General features: G+C 68.5%; 14 protein-coding genes and 1 riboswitch. Of the genes, 2 read left to right on the plus strand and 12 right to left on the minus strand.

What is annotated here, in order from left to right:
* The first annotated feature begins 430 nt into the window (after positions 1-430).
* Both HWX25_RS01210 and HWX25_RS01215 read left to right on the plus strand, forming a co-directional pair.
* Positions 431-2,293 (plus strand): ABC transporter ATP-binding protein, encoded by a 1,863-nt coding sequence (locus HWX25_RS01210; RefSeq protein WP_175906584.1) that lies wholly within the window; start codon positions 431-433, stop codon positions 2,291-2,293.
* Between the two features lie 115 nt (positions 2,294-2,408).
* Entirely contained in the window at positions 2,409-3,122 is a 714-nt protein-coding gene (locus HWX25_RS01215) for a riboflavin synthase subunit alpha (RefSeq protein WP_175906586.1), read from the plus strand.
* A gap of 87 nt (positions 3,123-3,209) precedes the next feature.
* On the opposite strand, the gene HWX25_RS01220 is transcribed toward HWX25_RS01215, so the two are convergent.
* The 12 genes from HWX25_RS01220 to HWX25_RS01275 all read right to left on the minus strand — a co-directional run bounded on the left by HWX25_RS01220 (position 3,210) and on the right by HWX25_RS01275 (position 19,070).
* Entirely contained in the window at positions 3,210-4,451 is a 1,242-nt protein-coding gene (locus HWX25_RS01220) for a voltage-gated chloride channel family protein (RefSeq protein WP_175906587.1), read from the minus strand.
* 79 nt (positions 4,452-4,530) lie between these two features.
* Positions 4,531-4,633: riboswitch (Fluoride riboswitch) on the minus strand.
* 57 nt (positions 4,634-4,690) lie between these two features.
* On the minus strand, positions 4,691-5,710 hold the full coding sequence (locus tag HWX25_RS01225; RefSeq protein ID WP_175906588.1) for a chemotaxis response regulator protein-glutamate methylesterase: 1,020 nt from the start codon (positions 5,708-5,710) through the stop codon (positions 4,691-4,693).
* Positions 5,707-8,022 (minus strand): hybrid sensor histidine kinase/response regulator, encoded by a 2,316-nt coding sequence (locus HWX25_RS01230; protein WP_175906589.1) that lies wholly within the window; start codon positions 8,020-8,022, stop codon positions 5,707-5,709. Before HWX25_RS01230 ends, HWX25_RS01225 begins: the two co-directional genes overlap by 4 nt.
* Positions 8,019-8,723 (minus strand): chemotaxis protein CheW, encoded by a 705-nt coding sequence (locus tag HWX25_RS01235; RefSeq protein WP_175906876.1) that lies wholly within the window; start codon positions 8,721-8,723, stop codon positions 8,019-8,021. Before HWX25_RS01235 ends, HWX25_RS01230 begins: the two co-directional genes overlap by 4 nt.
* A gap of 45 nt (positions 8,724-8,768) precedes the next feature.
* Positions 8,769-10,193 carry a CheR family methyltransferase gene (locus HWX25_RS01240; protein ID WP_175906590.1) on the minus strand — a complete coding sequence of 475 codons (1,425 nt, stop codon included), beginning with the start codon at positions 10,191-10,193 and terminating at the stop codon, positions 8,769-8,771.
* Positions 10,190-10,702: a chemotaxis protein CheW gene (locus HWX25_RS01245; protein ID WP_059531672.1), complete on the minus strand. Its 513-nt coding sequence runs from the start codon at positions 10,700-10,702 to the stop codon at positions 10,190-10,192. Before HWX25_RS01245 ends, HWX25_RS01240 begins: the two co-directional genes overlap by 4 nt.
* On the minus strand, positions 10,699-12,375 hold the full coding sequence (locus HWX25_RS01250) for a methyl-accepting chemotaxis protein (protein ID WP_059689503.1): 1,677 nt from the start codon (positions 12,373-12,375) through the stop codon (positions 10,699-10,701). The genes HWX25_RS01245 and HWX25_RS01250 overlap by 4 nt, the downstream gene beginning before the upstream one ends.
* A gap of 123 nt (positions 12,376-12,498) precedes the next feature.
* Positions 12,499-13,632, minus strand: a complete 1,134-nt coding sequence (locus tag HWX25_RS01255; protein WP_175906591.1) for a hybrid sensor histidine kinase/response regulator — start codon at positions 13,630-13,632, stop codon at positions 12,499-12,501.
* Between the two features lie 256 nt (positions 13,633-13,888).
* On the minus strand, positions 13,889-14,104 hold the full coding sequence (locus tag HWX25_RS01260; RefSeq protein ID WP_175906592.1) for a hypothetical protein: 216 nt from the start codon (positions 14,102-14,104) through the stop codon (positions 13,889-13,891).
* A 35-nt stretch (positions 14,105-14,139) separates the two neighbouring features.
* Entirely contained in the window at positions 14,140-15,723 is a 1,584-nt protein-coding gene (locus HWX25_RS01265) for a Na+/H+ antiporter (RefSeq protein WP_175906594.1), read from the minus strand.
* Positions 15,724-15,967: 244 nt separating this feature from the next.
* Positions 15,968-17,401, minus strand: a complete 1,434-nt coding sequence (locus tag HWX25_RS01270; protein ID WP_175906596.1) for an aldehyde dehydrogenase family protein — start codon at positions 17,399-17,401, stop codon at positions 15,968-15,970.
* A gap of 28 nt (positions 17,402-17,429) precedes the next feature.
* Positions 17,430-19,070 carry an acetolactate synthase large subunit gene (locus tag HWX25_RS01275; protein ID WP_059531686.1) on the minus strand — a complete coding sequence of 547 codons (1,641 nt, stop codon included), beginning with the start codon at positions 19,068-19,070 and terminating at the stop codon, positions 17,430-17,432.
* Positions 19,071-19,240 lie beyond the last annotated feature (170 nt).

Raw genomic sequence — 19,240 nt, forward strand, 5'->3', positions numbered from 1 at the left:
AACGGCAAAGTGTAATCGATGCGGCCCGCCGACCCGTGCGGCACCGCACCGCGGAACCCGCACGAAAAAGGGCCGAAACCCCGAATACTAACCGTATCGACGCTGCAACGCCGCATTCGTCAGACGTTGCGGCGACTCCGGCAGTGCTGATAAAATCCCTTCACGTCTTTTCGGCGTCCTTTCAACCGTTCACTTCAGGGAGGTGCAGATGTTCCGAATGCCAGCAGCCTTCCCGAACGTGGTCCCACGGCGCGGCTGATCCAGCCCGTCGTCCGCGCCGGCTCCCGAGTGCTCCGCTAACTCGCCGGCCCGCGCATTTTCCCGACAGTCCGTTTCGTTTCGCCCGCGTCATCCGCGCGGCCGGGCTGTTGCGTTTTCGACGTTCTCCGAACCGGAAAGTCCCGTCGCGCGATGCGCCGGGCAACGATACATGACCAGAAAAACCACCCATCTGGGCGGCCAGGCATTCCAGGCCGTCTTCGGCTTCACGTTCCGCTACTGGCGCAAGCAGCCGGTGCGCATCGCGACGATCACAACCCTGGCGCTGCTCGGCGCGCTTGCCGACGTGCTCACGCCGCTGTTCGCCGGGCGCCTCGTCGATGCGCTGTCGACCGGCCTGACCGACCGCGCCGCCGCGTGGCATTCGGCCATCGTCGCGTTCGGCACGCTGGCCGCGCTCGGCATCGGCGCGACGCTGTTGCGGCAGGGCGTCTACCTGAACATCATCACGCTCACGCTGAAGATGATGAGCGAGATCGCCGCCGCGTCGTTCCATCGCGTGCAGCGGTTCTCGACCGACTGGCACGCGAACAGCTTCGCGGGATCGACCGTGCGCAAGATCACACGCGGAATCTGGGCGCTCGACCTGTTGAACGACACCGTGCTGATCGCACTGCTGCCGTCGGTCACGATGCTCGTCGGGGCGACGGTGCTGCTCGGCACGCACTGGCCTGTCATGGGGCTCGTCGTCGGCGTGGGTTCGCTGCTGTACATCTCGGTGACGGTCGCCGTGTCGCTCGGCATCGTTGCGCCGGCCGCGCGGCTCGGCAACATGTGGGACACGCGCATGGGCGGCGCACTCGCCGACGCGGTGAGCTGCAATGCGGTCGTCAAGGCGTTCGGCGCGGAAACGCGCGAGGAAGCGCGGCTCGCGCGCGTGATCGGCAAATGGCGCCAGCGCACGCGCCGCACGTGGGTACGCGGCACGCTCAACGGCGGGCTGCAGGGTGCGATGCTCGTCGCGATGCAGGCGGCGATGATCGGCGTCGCGCTGCGGCTGTGGGCGAACGACGAAGCGAGCGTCGGCGACATCGCGTTTTCGCTGACGATGTTCTTCATGCTGCAGGGCTACCTGCGCGACGTCGGCATGCATATCCGCAACCTGCAGCGTTCGGTCAACGACATGGAAGAGCTCGTCGCGCTCGAGCGTCAGCCGCTCGGCATCGACGATCGTCCCGGCGCGCCGGCGATCCGGATCGGGCAAGGCGAGATCCGCTTCGAGCACGTGACGTTCCGCTACGGCAACCATCCGGTGCCGCTGTACGACGACTTCTCGATGCGCATCGCGCCCGGCGAGCGTGTCGGCCTCGTCGGCCATTCCGGGTCGGGCAAGACGACGTTCATCAAGCTGATCCAGCGTCTGTACGACGTGTCGGGCGGCCGCATCACGATCGACGGCCAGGATATCGCGCAGGTGCGGCAGGATTCGCTGCGCAACCAGATCGCGATCGTCCAGCAGGAACCCGTGCTGTTCCACCGCACGCTGGCGGAGAACATCGCGTATGCGCGTCCCGACGCGAGCCGTGCGGACATCGAGCGCGCCGCGCGTCTCGCCAGCGCGCACGACTTCATCGCCGCGCTGCCGGACGGCTATGACACGCTCGTCGGCGAGCGCGGGATCAAGCTGTCGGGCGGCGAACGCCAGCGCGTCGCGATCGCGCGCGCGTTCCTCGCGGATGCGCCGATCCTGATCCTCGACGAAGCGACGTCGAGCCTCGACAGCGAAAGCGAGGTGCTGATCCAGCAGGCGATGGAGCGGCTGATGGTCGGCCGCACGACGCTCGTCGTCGCGCACCGGCTGTCGACGGTGCGCTCGCTCGACCGACTGCTCGTGCTCGATCGCGGCAAGGTGATCGAGGAAGGCAACCACGACGCGCTGATCCGCATCGACGGCGGGATTTATCGCCGGCTGTTCGAGCGGCAGGCGCTGGAGCTGGCGAAGGGCCTGATCGATTCGCCGCGGCGCACGGTCAACGGCGATGCCGGCCCGCGGGGGGAGCCGGCGGAGGCTTGACGGCAACCCGGTCGGGGCCGGACGTGCGGCAACTGCCGCCGCGCGTCCGGCCCCGACGCCGCCCGCCGCGATCACTTATCATACCGGCCAGGCAATTTGCGACGAAAGGCGGATCATGTTTACAGGCATTGTTCAGGGTGTTGGCGTCATCAAGGCCATCAAGGATCACGGCGAACTGAGAACGTTCAGCATCGAATTCCCCGAGCGGTTCACCACCGACATCGAGATCGGCGCGAGCGTCTCGGTCGACGGCGTCTGCCTGACGGTGACGACCATCCACTCGCCGCTGCTGATCGACTTCGACGTGATGTTGCCGAGCCTGAGAATCACCACGCTGGCCGACCTCACGACCGGCGCCCGCGTCAACGTGGAACGGGCCGCGAAGGACGGCGCGGAAATCGGCGGGCATCCGCTGTCCGGTCACGTCGACTTCATGGGGACCATTCTGCAAATCGCGTCGTCCGAACACAACCGGATGATCCGCATTGGCGTGCCGGCCGATTTCAAACGTTATGTGTTCGCGAAGGGCTATATCGCGATCAACGGCTGCAGCCTCACCGTGTCGGACGTCGATCGCGACGAAGGCTGGTTCGACGTCTGGCTGATTCCCGAAACGCGACGCGCGACCACCTTCGACGCCAAAGGCGTCGACGACAAGGTCAATATCGAGATCGAGCGCAGCACCCAGGTCGTCGTGGATACGATCCGCGAGTCGGTCAAGGAAACGCTCGGGGAGCTGACCGGCGTCGTGACGGCCTTGCTCGCGGAGAAAGGCATCGACATCGAGGAACTGCTCGCGCGCAACGTCGCGAAACTGCCGAAGGCGTAACGGACGCCCCCCGCTCCCGGTGATCGGCGCGATCACCGGGAGCGGTTTCGGCCCACACACGGCGGTCAGCCGCCCCGCCCGCCGCCGTCACTCCACCTCCACTCGCGCCCCCTTCCCCACCGCCACCCGCTGCGATCGATAAATTCCCGCGTGCCCGGAAAACAGATAGGCGACCACGCAGGCGACGATCGCATAGACGCCGACATCCGCGCCGAACAGTTCGATCGCCATGATCGTCGACGCGATCGGCGTGTTGGCCGCGCCCGCGAACACCGCGACGAAGCCGAGCCCCGCGAGCACCGGCACCGGCAGCGCGAGCACCTGGCCGAGCGCGTTGCCGAGCGTCGCGCCGATATAGAACAGCGGCGTCACTTCGCCGCCCTTGAATCCCGACGCGAGCGTGACGACGGTAAACGCGAACTTGCCCGCAAAATCGTAAGCCGGCAGCGGCCCGTGAAACGCGGCCTCGATCGTCGGAATCCCGAGCCCGAGATACTGCGGCACGTTCAGCACGGTGGCGGCGACCGCCACCAGCGCGCCGCCGAGCACCGGTTGCAGCGGCGCGTAGCGCACGACGCGGCGGAACCATGCGGTCAGCGCGTGCGTCGCGAACGCGAACAGCCGGCCGACGACGCCGAACGCAACGCCCGCGACGACCGTCGCGGCCAGCCTCGTCGCCGACACGGCCGGCACGAACGGAATCGCATACACGGTGTGATGCACGCCCCACGCGCGGCACACGACGTCCGCGACGATCGCCGACGCGACGCAGGTCAGCAGCGCGTCGTACCGAACGCGGCCGATCGCGAGCACCTCGAGCCCGAACACGGCGCCCGCGAGCGGTGTGCCGAACACCGACGAGAAGCCGGCCGCGATGCCGCCCATCAGCAGCACGCGCCGATGCTCGCGATCGAGCCGGAACAGATGCGTGACACGATCGGCGAGCGCGCCGCCCATCTGCACGGCCGTGCCTTCACGGCCGGCCGACCCGCCGAACAGGTGCGTGACGACGGTCGCGACGAGCACGAGCGGCGCCATCCGCTTCGGCACGAGCGCCTTCGGGTCGTGAATTTCGTCGATCAGCAGGTTGTTGCCGCGCGCGACCGACTGGCCGAACCGGTGATAGACCCAGCCGGTCGCGAAACCGGCGGCCGGCAGTCCCCACAACAGCCACGGATGCGCGACACGCGTGCCGGTCGCCCAGTCGAGCGCGATCAGGAACAACGCGGAAGCCGTGCCGGCCAGCGCGCCGAGCAAGGCGGAGAGCGCGAGCCAGCGGCACACGTAGCGCACGGTCGCGAAAAAATCGGCAGAAGTCGAGAAAAACATGATTTCCAGATTCGACGGGACATCAAAACCTGGGCGGCAGAATACCGCATGGACGGCCTGCGACCTCCTGACGACCCAGGAACACGCAGGCATCATCAGCCGGGCAACCGGCGGTTGAGGGCCGAACCGCGCGCGACGCGCCGGGATCGACCGCAGGGAGGCATGCCATCTCCGCTGGCGGCAATTGTACGCGACGCCGCGCGGCGCGTGCAACGCGGCCCCGCCGGGGCCGCGCGCCGTCAGTCGAGCGGCATGCGGGTCACGCGCGAGATCAGTTGCGGCGCGATCCGCTCGAGCGGCAGGATCGCCGACGCGGCGCCGATCGCCGCGGCCGCCTTCGGCATCCCGTAGACGGCGCTCGTCGCCTCGTCCTGCGCGATCGTGTAGCAACCCTTCGCGCGCATCGCCTTCAGCCCCAGCGCCCCGTCGCGCCCCATTCCGGTCAGCAGCACGCCGAGTGCGTCGCCCTGCCAGCCGTCGGCGACGCTGTTGAAGAACACGTCGATCGACGGCCGGTACGGCGTCTCGGCCGGATGCCGCGTATAGCCGAGCACGCCGCGCGGCGACATGTACAGGTGATCGTTGGTCGCCGCGAGCAGCACCTCGCCCGCCTGCGGCACGCTGCCCTCCCGTGCGACGCGCACGGGCAGTCGCGTATAACCGTCGAGCCACTCCGCCATGCCGACCGCGAACGCCTGGTCGACGTGCTGCACGATCACGAGCGCAGCCGGAAAATCCGCCGGCAGCGCGCGCAGCAGCGCGGTGAGCGCGGTCGGCCCGCCCGCCGACGCGCCGATCGCGATCAGCGTCGGCAGGCCGCGCGCGAGGGCCGGCCCGGGCGGCACGAGCGTCACGGTCCGGCTTTCGAGCAGCCGGCCGATCTGATCGATCTTCGCGAGCAGCGGCTGCGGCCCCGCATCCGACGGCAGGCCGAGTGCGAGCGTCGGCGTGTCGACCGCGTCGAGCGCGCCGGCGCCCATCGCCTCGTAGACCGACGACGTGTTCGCGCTGACGCTCGCGGTCACGACCAGGATCGCGCACGGCGCGCGCGCCATGATCTGCCGCGTCGCGGCCACGCCGTCGAGCTTCGGCATCACGAGATCCATCAGCACGAGGTCGGGTGGATGCGCGACGCAGAAATCCACCGCCTCGTCGCCGTCGGTCGCCACCCACAGCACGCGATGATCGGTGCGTAGCGCGATCACGCGGCGCAGCGCCTCGACCGCGAGCGGCAGATCGTTGACGATGCCGATGTTCATCCGCGTGCATCCCCGATCAGGTCGTGCACCGCATCGAGCAGCGCCTCGTCGTGGAAACTGCTCTTCGCGAGGTAGTAGTCGGCGCCTGCGTCGAGCCCGCGCCGGCGATCCTCGTCGCGATCCTTGTACGACACGATCATCACCGGCACGCGCTTGAGCATCGGATCGCCCTTGATCAGCGTGACGAGTTCGATCCCGTCCATGCGCGGCATGTCGACGTCGGTGACGACCAGATCGAACGCGTCGCTGCGCACCGCGTTCCAGCCGTCCATCCCGTCGACCGCCACGGTCACGTCGTAGCCGCGCTTTTCCAGCAGCTTGCGTTCGAGCTCGCGCACCGTCAGCGAATCGTCGACGACGAGCACGCGGCGGCGCCGGTCGGCGAGCGCGAGCTGCGGATCGCGCTTGAGCTTCGCGAGCTGTCCGCCGCGCACGAGCTTGTCGACGGAGCGGATCAGGTCTTCGACATCGACGATCAACACCGGGTCGCCGTTCTCGAGCAATGCACCGGCCGCGATGTTCTGGATCTTGTTCAGGCGGCTGTCGAGCGGCTGCACGACGAGCATCCGTTCGCCGAGGAAGCGGTCGACGGCGACACCGTAGAGTTCGGGCTCGCCGCCGACGACCACGACCGCCGTGCTCGCGCGCGCGACGTTGGGTTCGCCCGCATCGAGCAGCTGATGCGCGCCGACGAGGCCCGCGCGCCGGCCGTCGAACGGAAAATGCGGCTGCCCTTCGAGCACGTCGATGTCGTCGTGCGACAGTTCGAGCGTGCGGCGCACGTGCGCGAGCGGGAACGCGTACGGCTCGCCGCCGACCTCGACCAGCAGGCTGCGGATCACCGACAGCGTGAGCGGCAGCTGCAAGACGAAGCGCATGCCCGCGCCGGGCTCGTTGAAGATGCGCACCGCGCCGCGCACGCCGCGCACCATTTCCTGCACGGCGTCGAGGCCGACGCCGCGCCCCGACACGTCGGTCACCGCGTCGCGCATCGAGAAGCCCGGCAGCAGCAGGAATTCGAGCAGTTCGGGATCGGACAGCCGCGCGGCCGTCTCGTCGTCGGTCAGGCGCTGGCGCACGACCGCCGCGCGCAATGCGTCCATGTCCACGCCCGGCCCGTCGTCGATCACGCTGACGAGCAGCGAGCCGGCGCTGTGGCGCGCCTCCAGCGTGACGCTCGCCTCGGCCGGCTTGCCGCGTGCGCGACGCGCGTCGGGCGCGTCGACGCCGTGATCGATCGCGTTGCGCAGCAAGTGGCCGAGCGGCGCGTCGAGCAGGTCGAGGATGTCGCGGTCGACCTGCGTGCCTTCGCCGACGATCGAGAAGCGCACCTGCTTGCCGAGCGAGCGCGCGAGATCGCGGACGATGCGCGGATACGCGCGCGTCGCGTCGCCGAACGGCCGCATCCGGCACTGCAGCGCCTCGTCGTACAGCTGCTCGGCGATGTGCGTGCTGCGCCGCTCGAAGCGGTCGAATTCGTCCATGCGCTCGGCGAGCGAGCGCTGCAGATCGTTGAGCATGTGCCGCACTTCGTTCACCGACGCGAGCACGCCCGCGTCGAGATCGTCGGCAAACTGTTCGTACAACAGATCGAGCGAACGGGCCGCATCGCGCTGCGCACGCTTCACGCGCAGCATCGACTCCGCGAACGGCTTGAGCCAGCGCGATTCGACGAGCGACTCGCCGGACAGGCTCAGCAGCCGGTTCAGCGTATCGGCCCGCACGCGGCGCATCGCGCCCGCGCCGGCCGCGCGGCCGGCCTGGACCGGATCGGGCACGGCCGCCGACACGGCGAGCGGCGGCACCGCGGCGCCGGCCCCCACGGATTCGCTCGCGGCGCCGTCGTGCTCGCGAAGCGGCACGACGGACGGCGGCGCCGGCGGCGGCGCGAAGGCCGAGGCCGAGACCGGCATCGCGTGCGCGCCGTCGGCGCCCGTCAGCGCCAGCGCGAACGCCTCGATCTCCGTCGATGACACGGGCTGCGCCTGCGGATCGGCGACGCGCACCAGCAGGTCGACGCCGGCGAGCAGCACGTCGACGTGCGTGGCCGTCAGCGCGATCGTGCCGGCCTGCGCGGCGACGAAGCATTCTTCCATGCGCCCCGCGATGTCGACGCCGAGCGGCACGCCGACGATGCGTGCGGCGCCCTTCAGCGAATGCGCGGCGCGCATGCACGCCTCGAGCGCGACGGAGTCGGGCTCGCCCGATTCGAGCGCGAGCAGGCGTTCGGACAGCGCCTGGGTCTGCGTGCGCGTCTCCTCGCGATACAGCTCGAGCAGCGACAGGTGGCTCAGATCGTCATCGCCGCTCATCGCATGCTCCGTGTCACGGCGTCGAACAGCCGATCGTCGTCGAGCAGGCCCACCGACTTGCCGCGCCACGACAGCACGCCGCGCGACAGGCCGGCGCTCGCGCGCCCGACCGTCGCCGGCACGGGCACCCATTCGGATGCGCTGAAGCGCAACACGCCCTCGACTTCGTCGACCGGAAACACGACCGGCTCGCCCTGGTGCGCGGCGACCAGCAGCCGCGTGAAACGGCCGTCCGTGCCGCCGTTTCCGCCCTTGCCCGCGTCGAGGCCGAGCAGCGCGCCGATCGAGATCGCGATGCGCAGCGTGCCGCGAATGTTGACCACGCCGCGCACGGCCGAATGACGGCGATACGGCAGCGAATGGATCGGCCGCGTGCCGGCGATCTCGCGCAGCACGCCGATCGGCAGCGCGAGCCATTCGTCGGCGACGCGAAACGCCAGCGCCGCCTGGCGCGTATCGTCGTCGCCATACGCGCGGGTCGCGTCGAACGCGCTGATCCGCTGCGTGGCGTCGGCCATCTCGGCGACGCCGAGCGGGCGCTCGAGCAGCTTCGCCGCGTGATACGCGTAGACCGGACAGTTCAGGCAGCGCAGGCAGTCGGCCAGCCGCTCGCACGAGCGGTCGCCGTGCGTGCCGATCCGGTTCCAGCAATCGTCGACGCCGATCGTCGTGTCGTCAGTGGCAACGGCGTCGCGGTTCATTCTTTCCTCGGTCATCCCGATATCGGCTCCCAACTCGTATTCCCGTTATCCGGCCGAGCGTCGCGCACGCTCGAGCAGCCATCGCGCGCCGGCGCCGTCGCCGCCGACGTCGAGCAAGGTCGCGAGATGCGTCAGCGCTTCGTGGTGCGTCGGCCGCAGATACAGCGCCTTCCGGTAGAAGTCGCCCGCTTCCGCGACGCGCCCGCGCGCATCCGCGATCAGCCCGTTCAGGTAGAACGCGTCGGCGTGCGGCCCGGCGTGCGCGGAGAACTGCGCGAGCACGCGCTCTGCCTCGTCGAACGCGCCCGCGTTGGCCAGCGCCTGCGCTTCCTCGAGCGTCGGTGCGGCGCTGTCGGCGACCGGTGTCGCCGGCGCGGGCGTGTCGGCCACGTTGGCCACCTTGACCACCCGGGTCGGCGAGTCAGCGTGCAGGTCGGCCCGCGGCTCGAGCGCCGTCGGGCGCTCGGCCGGCGCGAACGCGGCGCGCGACGGCGCGGCATCGCTCCACGTCGGCGGCACGACGGCCAGCAGCGGCCGCGTCGCGGCGGGCGGCGCCACCGTGAAGCGCTCGGCGCGACGGTGCGGCGCGATCGCGGGCATCGGTGCCGCCTGGCCGTCCGCCGCGGCGCCGCCGCGCACGCGATGAAACGCGAACGCCAGCGGCACGCGCGCCGAGCGCATCCCGTGCCGCATCGCGACGCCCGTTTCGGCGGGACCGACGAACAGCATCCCGTCGTCGGCGAGCGAGTTTTCGAGCGAATCGATCACGCGATCCTGTGCGTCGCGGTCGAAATAGATCAGCACGTTGCGGCAGAACACGAAGTCGTAGCGGATGCCCGTGTCGGGGCCCGGTTCGACCAGGTTCGCCTGGCGAAACTGCACGCACGCGCGCACGCGCTCGTCGAGCAGCCAGCCGTCGGCGACCGGCGTGAAGTAGCGGCCGCGAAACTCGGTCGCCGTGCCGCGAAACGCATTGCGCCCGTAGCAGCCGAGCCGCGCCTGTTCGATCGCGCGCGCGCTCAGGTCGATCGCGTCGATCGTGAAGCTGGCCGGATCGAGCCCGGCGTCGAGCAGCGCCATCGCCGCCGAATACGGTTCCTCGCCGGTCGAGCACGGCGCGCTCAGCACGCGGATCACGCGCCCGGGCATCGCGGCAAGCCGCTCGGCCGCGAGCCGCGCGAGCGTCGCGAACGCCTCGCGATCGCGGAAGAACCACGTCTCCGGCACGACGAACAGTTCGATCAGCGCGCGCCGCTCGTCGGCCGACGCGTTGAGCTGCTGCCAGTAGGCGTCGAGCGCTTCCGGCGTGACGGGCGGCCGCGCCGCCGACGGCAGCCGCTCGCCGTCGCCCTGCAGCGCCTGCACGCGCTCCGTCAGCGCGCGGCTCAGGAAATCGTTGCCGAGCGAATCGGGGTCGATGCCGGTCTCGCGCAGCAGCCAGCCACGAAATCGCGAATCGGATTCTTTCATGCGGACTCCCCTCCGTGGCCCGGCAGGCCGTCGAACAGATACAGGCGCGCGACGTCGTCGATCAGGTCGGACACCGAGACCTGCTGCACGATCCCGTCCGGCGTGTTCGCGACGCGCCCGAGCCAGCGCGTGCGCGCGGTCGACACGCCGCTGGCGCGGAACGCGGTGCGGTCGATCCGCAGCGTCTGCGTCGCGCGCTCGACGATCAGGCCGACCACGCGATCGCGGTCGGGCTGCCCGACGCGATAGCGCGCCATCACCAGCCGCGTCGACCGCAGCGCATGCGCGCGCCGCCCGAGCGCCAGCATCGGCACGTCGATCACGGGCACGGGCTGACCGCCGCGCATCAGCAGCCCGGCAATCCATTCGGGCGCGCCGGGCACGGCCTTGGCGGTTGCAAGCGGCAGCACCTCGTCGATGTCGGCCGCGTCGAGCGCATAGCGCTCGCCGTCGAGCTCGAACATCAGGAACAGCGCGTGCGCGCCGCCGTGCGACTCGGCGCGCGTCACGCGTCGACCTTGAAGCGCGACACGCTGGTGCGCAACTGGTTCGCGACGAGCGTCAGGTCGTCGATCGCCTGCGACGACTGGCGCAGCGATTCGGCCGTCTGCTGCGCGGCCTCCGACAGTTGCGACAGCGCCTGCGTGATCTGCTCGGCACCGTTCGCCTGGGTCTGCATCCCTTCGTTGACCATCTGGAAGCGCGGCGCGAGCGTCTGCACCTCGGCGATGATCTGCGACAGCTGCCCGCCGACCTGCTGCACGTCGAGCATCCCGCGGCGCACTTCCTCCGAGAACTTGTCCATCCCCATCACGCCCGCCGACACGGCCGACTGGATCTCCTTCACCGTCTGCTCGATGTCGTACGTCGCCACCGCCGTCTGGTCGGCGAGGCGGCGGATCTCGGTCGCGACGACCGCGAAGCCGCGGCCGTATTCGCCGGCCTTCTCGGCCTCGATCGCCGCGTTCAGCGACAGCAGGTTGGTCTGGTCGGCCACCTTGGTGATCGTCGCGACGACCTGGTTGATGTTCAGCGCCTTCTCGTTGAGGATCGCGAGCTTCGCGTTCACCGAACCGGCCGCGTCCATCACGCTGCGCATCGTCTCGCCCATCCGCGTGAGGCCGCTCTGGCTCACGCCGGCGAGCGTCGCCGACTGCTCGGCCACGCCGGCCACCTCGTTCATCGTGCGCAGCAGGTCGCGCGACGTCGCGAAGATCTCGCGCGAGGTCGCGCCGATCTCGGTCGTGGTCGCCGCGGTCTCGTTCGCGGTCGCCTGCTGCTCGCGCGACGTCGCCGCGATTTCGGCGACCGACGTCGTCACCTGCAGCGACGACTGCTGCGCGCGCGCGACCAGCTCGGTCAGCTCGTCGGCCATCCGGTTGAAGCCCGTCTCGAGCGTGCCGAACTCATCGCGGCGGCGCAGGTCGAGGCGGCGCGTCAGGTTGCCGGTGCGCATCACGTCGTGCACTTCGACGAGCCGCGCCATCGGCACGGTGACGGAACGGTACAGCCCGTAGCCCAGCCCCAGCGCGGACAGCAGCACGATCGCCAGCGCGGTCGCCAGGACGATCTCGGTGTCCTGCACGGATTCGCGGATCAATTTCGCGGACTGGTCGGCGAACTTGCGGTTTTCCTGCACCAGGATATTCGCGTTGCGCACGACCTCGGCCCACGCAGGCTGCACCTTCGCATAAGCGGCGACGGCCTCCTCGCGCGACGCGCGGCTCTTCTGCACCGCGTCGTTCAGCAGCGGCAGGTAGCGGTCGAAGGCGCCGCGAAAGGCCGCGAAGCGCTGACGGTCGTCATCGCGGAACGTCGTGTTCTGATAGTCGACCGACAACGACTCGATCTCCTTGAGCGTCTCGCCGATCTTCGCGAAATCACGCTGCACGAGTTCGGGATCGGTGTCGACGAACGTCGCCTGCTGCAGCGTCGCGAACGATTCGTTGACCGCCCCGCGCAGCGACGCCGCCAGATACACGCCCGGCAGGGAATCGCGTTCGATACTGACGGCCTCGGTGTTGATCGCGCGCAGGCGCTCGTAGGACACGCCGGCCGTCACCAGCATCAGCACGAACAACACGCCGAAGCTGAACAGGATACGGTTGCCGAGCGTCAGCCGGGCGGCGCCGATCGTCGGGTGCAGGCTTTCATTGGTCGCGCGAGGCGTCACGGTGGCCATGTTCGTTATGGGCTTTCTAAAATCAGCGTTGAAAAAAACCGCGCCCGCCCGCGCGCCGGACGGCGCGCCACGAGCGCATCGGGGTCTGCGGGCGGCGCGGCACCGGCCGGCCGCGCCGCGAAATCATCGCTCCGCTTGCGCCGGCAGCCGAAGCGCGACCATGAAGCCGCGCGCCGTATTGCGCATCAGGATCTGGCCGCGATGCCGCGCGGCCGTCGCGCGGACGAACGCAAGCCCGAGGCCGAAGCCGCTGCGCGCCGCGCCATGCGCGGATTCGAGCCGCACGAACGACTCGGTCGCGGCCGTGCGCTGCTCGGGCGCGATGCCGGAGCCGGCGTCCTCGACCCCGATCAGCCACGCGCCGTCGTCGTCGCTCAGCGTGCAGTGCACGTCCGTGCCGGCCGGGCCGTACTTCAGGGCGTTGTCGATCAGGTTCGCGACCGCGCGCGTGAGCATCATGCGGTCGCCCATCGTCACGCACTCGGTGCCGGGCACGTGGGCAAATACCCGGCTGCCGAATCCGGCCGCCTTCTCCCACAGCTGGTCGACGGCGTCGAGCACGATCTCGTTGAGACTCAGGACCTCGTGCGCGCGGCGTTCCGACTGCGCGCGGGTCAGGTGGATGAAGCCGTCGGCGAGCGCGAGCGCGCGCCGTGCGTGGCCGGCAATGCGCTCCATGATCGGCGGCATGTCGCCGTGCTCGCTCCGGTAGACCTCGAGCAGCGCGAGGATCGACGTCTGCGGCGAACGCATGTCGTGCGACAGGAAATCCAGCGCTTCGTCGCGCTGGCGCGACATCAGGTACGAATTCGAGTGATAGCGGATGCGCGCGGTCAGCTCCATCGCGTCCGGGAGCTTCACGAGGTAGTCGTTCGCGCCGGCGATGAACGCCTCGCGCTTGACGATCGGCTCCTCCTTCGCCGACAGCACGATGATCGGTACGCGTGCGGTGTCGGTGTCCGCGCGCCACGCGCGAACAAGGTCGAGGCCGTCGATTTCCGGCATCACGAGATCCTGCAGGATGACCGTCGGCTTCACGTCGCGCGCGACCGCCATCGCCCGATGTGCGTCCGTGCACACATGCAGGTCGATATCGTGCTCGCTGCGCAACGCGCGGCGGATCACCTCGCCGACGAACGGCTGATCGTCGACGAGCAGAACCGATAGCCCCGACTCCAGACAATCCGGCGCATTTTCACCGCTGGATTCTTTCATAAATACCGTTTCAAACGCCAAATCTCCAATTGATTCTTTCATAGGAGTTGTTTATCCGACTTGGACGCCATCTTAAAACTGGCGGCGGAGAAATCCGCCAATTGTTGCCGATCTGGCCTGTCGGCATTGCCTCACGGGGATCCGAGCGCCGAATTCACCCCGACGACGGTCGCATTACCTCCGCGCGCTTTCTCTCAATAAAGATAACCGGCTGATTCTAAATGAAATTAGAACACAGCATCTATCTCCTTCCGGTTTAGTTTTGCCAAATATGGTGAAAGAGCGGGATTCAGATAAATCAGATCATTTCCGGATGCGAAAGACGATAACGTTTGCGAAGCCGGCACCGCGAGGTTTGCATGCGCTGCAAGGCCGTCGTGTCGAGCGCTTTGGGGCCGGATTCCGATGCGGCGGAATCGGGAGAGATGGAAGGGGGAAAATCGTGCGCCGCGCCTGGACCGGCGCGACGCGAAGGCTCGCGGCGCCGCGCGACGAACACGATCGGCGCGGCCACGCGGCCGCGCGTTCATGGCCCGCGCGCGCCGCCGGCTACCCGCGCGCGTGCTGCGCGGACACTTCCTGCAGGTCGAGATCGCGCTCGAGCATGTGCAGCATCTCGTCGTGGATGCGGCCCGAACGATGCAGACGCAACAATTCCGCACGCCCGGCCTTGATCGCGGCCAGCACGACGTCGTAGTGCGCGGTGCGTACCTCCGCCGGATAAGCAGGCTCGTTCTTCGCCCGCTCGGTCAGTTCCGCGCGATACGTGTATTGCTCCAGCAGGCGCGGGTGAATCACCTTGCCGCTCTCGTCGCGCACCAGCGGCTGGATCGCCGCGAACTGCGCGGCCTCGATGTGCGCCCACGCCTGCGGCTCGGTCAGGTGATGCGCGGCGCGCTCCTCGCGCTGAGGCAGGCGCAGCAGACGGATCAGCGGCCCGATCGTCGTGCCCTGCATGAGCACGGTGACGAGGATCACCGCGAACGACGCGACCAGGATCACGTCGCGGCCCGGCATCGCCTCCGGCAACGACAGCGCGATCGCCAGCGTCACGACCCCGCGCATCCCGGCCCAGCTCATGATCGTCGCGGCCTTCCAGTCGGGTGCGGCACCACGCCGAATGATCCCGCGCACCGGCACCTTCAGCGCCTCGACCGCGTAGATCCAGACGAAGCGCGACACGATCACCGCCACCAGCACCGCGAGCACCGGCGGGACCATCGTCGCGAGCACCTGCTCGAAACCGCCGAGCCGGTGGATCGCACCGCGCAGCGACAGCCCGATCAGCACGAACACCAGCGCCTCGAGCAGGAACACGATGACCTGCCAGAACGCGGTGCCGCGCGTGCGCACGGCCGCCGAGAACACCTCGTGCTGATGCCAGCCGACGATCATGCCGGCCGTGACCGTCGCGATCACGCCCGACACCTCGACCATCTCGCCCGCGATATATGCGATCCATCCAGCGATCACCGCGACGGTGATCACCAGATAGTCATCATCGAGCAGCTTCAGGAACCACACGACGAGCTTGCCGACCAGGAAGCCGACCACGACACCGCCGAGCCCGAGTTCCGCGAAGCGCACGACCGCGTGCTCGAGGCTGAACGCACCCGTCAGCGCGGCAGCGACCGCGAAGCGGAACAGCACCAGGCCCGCCGCGTCGTTCAACAGGCTTTCCCCTTCGAGCAGCACCATCAGCCGGCGCGGCAGCGCGACGCGTTCGAGCACCGCTTTCGCGGCCACCGCGTCGGGCGGCGACACGATCGCGCCGAGCGCGAAGCACGCGGCCCACGGCAGCGACGGCACGACCCAGTGCACGGCGAAACCGACCGCGAACGTCGTGAACACCACCGCGCCGATCGCGAGCATCATGATGCCGCCGACGTTGCGCTTGAATTCCTCCCATACCGAGAAATACGCGCCGTCCATCAGCAGCGGCGGCAGGAACACGAGCAGCACGAGTTCCGGATCGAGGTTGATCGGCGGCAGGCCGGGAATGAACGCGATGCCGATGCCGCCGATCAGCAACGCGGCCGCGGGCGGCAATCGCAACCGCTTGGCGATGTATTCGAGCGCGACGATCGCGAGGAATGACAACAGAACCAGCTTGAATGCCGAGACGGGGGACATGAATCGACCTCGTGAGGAATGAATGCGCGCGCCAGCCGGTGTCGTACCCCGGTCGGCCAATTCGCGCGATTACATCACGATGCGATGCAGGCAGTCGAGCGCGTTCGGCAAGCATGGCGCGCGGTGCCGCCACGATGACGCAATGGCGGGCATCTCCGCGCCCGTCGGCGTGCGCCGAGACGAAAACGGCACGCGGGCCGGCACGATCGCCCGCCCGCGTGCCGTCAGGCCGCCGCCCGTCGCGCTAGCGGCGCCGCACGACCATCAGGCGCGGCTCGGTCATGTCCTCGATCGCGTAGCGGATCCCTTCGCGGCCGAGCCCCGAATCCTTCACGCCGCCATACGGCATGTTGTCGACGCGGAACGACGGCACGTCGTTGATCACGACACCGCCCACCTCCAGCTCGTCCCACGCGCGCTGCGCATGCGCAAGCGAATCGGTGAACACGCCGGCCTGCAGCCCGAAGTCGCTGTCGTTGACGCGCGCGAGCGCATCGTCGAAGCGCTCGAACTTTTCGAGGATCGCGACGGGACCGAATGCCTCCTTGCGGTACAGGTCCTGTTCGCGACCGACGTTTTCCAGCAGTGTCGCCTCGAACATCGCGCCGTCGACCTTGCCGCCCGCGACGATCTTCGCGCCCGCCGCGACGGCCGCGTCCATCCAGCCGGACAGCCGGCGCGATTCGGATTCGGAGATCATCGGGCCGACGAACGTCGACGGATCTTTCGGATCGCCCATCTTCAGCGAACGCGTCTTCGCGATCAGCTTGTCGCGCAGCGCGTCGTACAGATCCGCATGCACGAGGATCCGCTGCACGCCGATACAGCTCTGGCCCGACTGGTAATACGCGCCGAACGCGAGACGCTCGACCACGTAGTCGAGCTGCTCGCGCTGGTCCGCGTCGACGATCGCCGCCGCGTTGCCGCCGAGCTCCAGCACGACCTTCTTCTTCCCGGCCCTCTCCTTGAGCGCCCAGCCCACGGCCGGCGAACCGGTGAACGACAGCAGCTTGAAGCGCTCGTCGGTCGTGAACAGGTCCGCGCCGTCGCGATGCGCGGGCAGCACCGAGAATGCCCCCTTCGGCAGGTCGGTTTCGGCGAGCACCTCGCCGATGATCAGCGCGCCGATCGGCGTGCGGCTCGCGGGTTTCAGCACGAACGGACAGCCCGCGGCCAACGCGGGTGCGACCTTGTGCGCGGCGAGGTTCAGCGGGAAGTTGAACGGCGAGATGAACGAGCACGGACCGATCGGCACGCGCCGCGTATAGCCGGTATAGCCTTGCGCGCGTGCCGAGATCTCGAGGTTGATCACCTCGCCGTCGATGCGCACCGACTCCTCGGACGCGACGCGGAACGTATCGATCAGCCGCGTCACTTCGCCCTTCGAATCGTTGATCGGCTTGCCGGCCTCGATGCACAGCGCCTCGGCCAGCTCGTCGAATCGCTCGCGAAAGCGCGCGACGCAGTGATCGAGCACCGCCTGACGCTTGTACGCCGGCAACTCGCGCATCGGCTTCGCGGCGTCGACCGCCGCGCCGATGGCCGCGTCGATCGCCTTCGCGTCGGCCAGCGCGACGCGGGTCGCGACCTTGCCGCTGAACTTGTCGGTCACTTCCAGATCGGTATTCGCGTAGACGGCCTCGTTGGCCAGATAGTACGGATAGGTATCCTTCAGCATGGAACGCTCCTTCCGGTGAACTGCGGATTCAGAGTTGCGCAGACAGGCGCTTGATTTCGCGGTTGAGCACGCGTTCGTTGTCCGAATAGTCGATCGGCACGTCGATCACGTGCACGCCCGGCGTCGCGAAGCAGTCGCGCAGCAGCGGCTCGAGATCGTCGGCCGCTTCGACGCGATGCCCGTGCGCGCCGTAGCTCTGCGCATACGACACGAAATCGGGGTTCTTCAACGTCATCGCGAAATCGGGGAAGTTCATGTTCTCCTGCTTCCAGCGGATCATTCCGAACGCGTCGTCGCGCAGGATCATCACGACGATGTCGAGCTTCAGCCGCACGGCCGTTTCGAGTTCCTGCGAATTCATCATGAAGCCGCCGTCGCCGCACACGGCGATCACCTTGCGCTGCGGATGCACGATCTTCGTCGCGATCGCCGACGGCAGGCCCGCGCCCATCGACGCGAGCGCGTTGTCGAGCAGCAGCGAGTTCGGTTCATGTGCACGCCAGTAGCGCGCGAACCAGATCTTGTACATCCCGTTGTCGAGACAGACGATCCCGTCGGTCGGCAGCGCGTTGTACAGGTCGTTCACGATCCGCACCGGATACATCGGGAAGCGCGGGTCGTGCTGGCCTTTCTGCAGGTGCGCGTCGAAGTGCTCCTTGATCATCGCGAAGCGCGCGAAATCCCAATGCGGCTGCGGCGCGATCGCCTCCTTCATCTGCCACACCGCGTTCGCGATGTCGCCGACCACCTCGATCTGCGGGAAGTAGACGGGATCGACCTGCGCGCCGAGGAAGTTCACGTGGATCACGGTCTTGTCGTCCGTGCGCATGAAGAACGGCGGCTTCTCGATCACGTCGTGGCCGACGTTGATGATGCAGTCCGCATGCTCGATCGCGCGGTGCACGAAGTCGCCGTCGGACAGCGTCGCGTTGCCGAGCCACAGCGGATGCGTTTCGTCGATCACGCCCTTGCCCATCTGGGTCGTGAAGAACGGGATGCCCGTCTTGTCGACGAATTCGAGCAGCATCTTGCAGGTCGTCTTGCGATTGCCGCCCGCGCCGATCATCAACAGCGGGTGGCGCGCGGCCTGGATCGCGTCGACCGCGTGCGCGACCGCCTTCTCCTCGGCCACCGGCCGCCGGCTGTAGCTGCGCGGAATCGGCTTGCCGTCGCCCTCCTCGTGCGCGATGTCCTCCGGGAGTTCGAGGTGCGCAGCGCCCGGACGCTCCTCCTCCGCGCGACGGAACGCCTCGCGCACCGCCGACGGGATGTTGCCGATCGACACGATCTGTCGCGTGAACTTCGTGAGCGGCTGCATCATGCCGACGACGTCGACGATCTGGAAGTGCCCCTGCTTGCTGGACTTGATCGGCTTCTGCCCGGTGATCATCAGCATCGGCATGCCGCCGAGCTGCGCATACGCGGCAGCCGTCACGAAGTTGGTCGCGCCCGGCCCGAGCGTCGCGAGACACACGCCGGTGCGGCCCGTCAGCCGGCCGTAGGTGGCGGCCATGAACCCGGCCGCCTGCTCGTGCCGGGTCAGCACGAGCTTGATCTTCGATCGCCGCAGCGATTCGAGCAGATCGAGGTTTTCCTCGCCGGGGATGCCGAACACATACTCGACGCCTTCGGCTTCCAGCGCCTTCACGAACAGATCCGATGCTTTCATGGGGGACTCTCGGTTGATGCCGCTTGCCCGGCTTACGAGCGCGCGACGTTCAGAACGCGCGCCGGCCTACGGCACGCGGACGCTTACCTACTGGTGACCACGGCACTGCCCGCCGCGCAACCCACGGCGGTGCCTCCCTGTGCAGGAGGACAAACGGATCCGCCCGCGCG

The sequence above is a fragment of the Burkholderia sp. BCC1640 genome, from assembly GCF_902833125.1.
GTDB lineage: Bacteria > Pseudomonadota > Gammaproteobacteria > Burkholderiales > Burkholderiaceae > Burkholderia > Burkholderia diffusa.

Bases quoted from the DNA above. Each gene is read 5' to 3' on its own strand.
- HWX25_RS01240 (WP_175906590.1), bottom strand. From the start codon at position 10,193: ATGAAAGAATCCGATTCGCGATTTCGTGGCTGGCTGCTGCGCGAGACC.
- HWX25_RS01230 (WP_175906589.1), bottom strand. From the start codon at position 8,022: ATGAGCGGCGATGACGATCTGAGCCACCTGTCGCTGCTCGAGCTGTAT.
- HWX25_RS01215 (WP_175906586.1), top strand. From the start codon at position 2,409: ATGTTTACAGGCATTGTTCAGGGTGTTGGCGTCATCAAGGCCATCAAG.
- HWX25_RS01255 (WP_175906591.1), bottom strand. From the start codon at position 13,632: ATGAAAGAATCAATTGGAGATTTGGCGTTTGAAACGGTATTTATGAAA.
- HWX25_RS01210 (WP_175906584.1), top strand. From the start codon at position 431: ATGACCAGAAAAACCACCCATCTGGGCGGCCAGGCATTCCAGGCCGTC.
- HWX25_RS01250 (WP_059689503.1), bottom strand. From the start codon at position 12,375: ATGGCCACCGTGACGCCTCGCGCGACCAATGAAAGCCTGCACCCGACG.
- HWX25_RS01275 (WP_059531686.1), bottom strand. From the start codon at position 19,070: ATGAAAGCATCGGATCTGTTCGTGAAGGCGCTGGAAGCCGAAGGCGTC.
- HWX25_RS01235 (WP_175906876.1), bottom strand. From the start codon at position 8,723: ATGAACCGCGACGCCGTTGCCACTGACGACACGACGATCGGCGTCGAC.
- HWX25_RS01265 (WP_175906594.1), bottom strand. From the start codon at position 15,723: ATGTCCCCCGTCTCGGCATTCAAGCTGGTTCTGTTGTCATTCCTCGCG.
- HWX25_RS01270 (WP_175906596.1), bottom strand. From the start codon at position 17,401: ATGCTGAAGGATACCTATCCGTACTATCTGGCCAACGAGGCCGTCTAC.
- HWX25_RS01220 (WP_175906587.1), bottom strand. From the start codon at position 4,451: ATGTTTTTCTCGACTTCTGCCGATTTTTTCGCGACCGTGCGCTACGTG.
- HWX25_RS01225 (WP_175906588.1), bottom strand. From the start codon at position 5,710: ATGAACATCGGCATCGTCAACGATCTGCCGCTCGCGGTCGAGGCGCTG.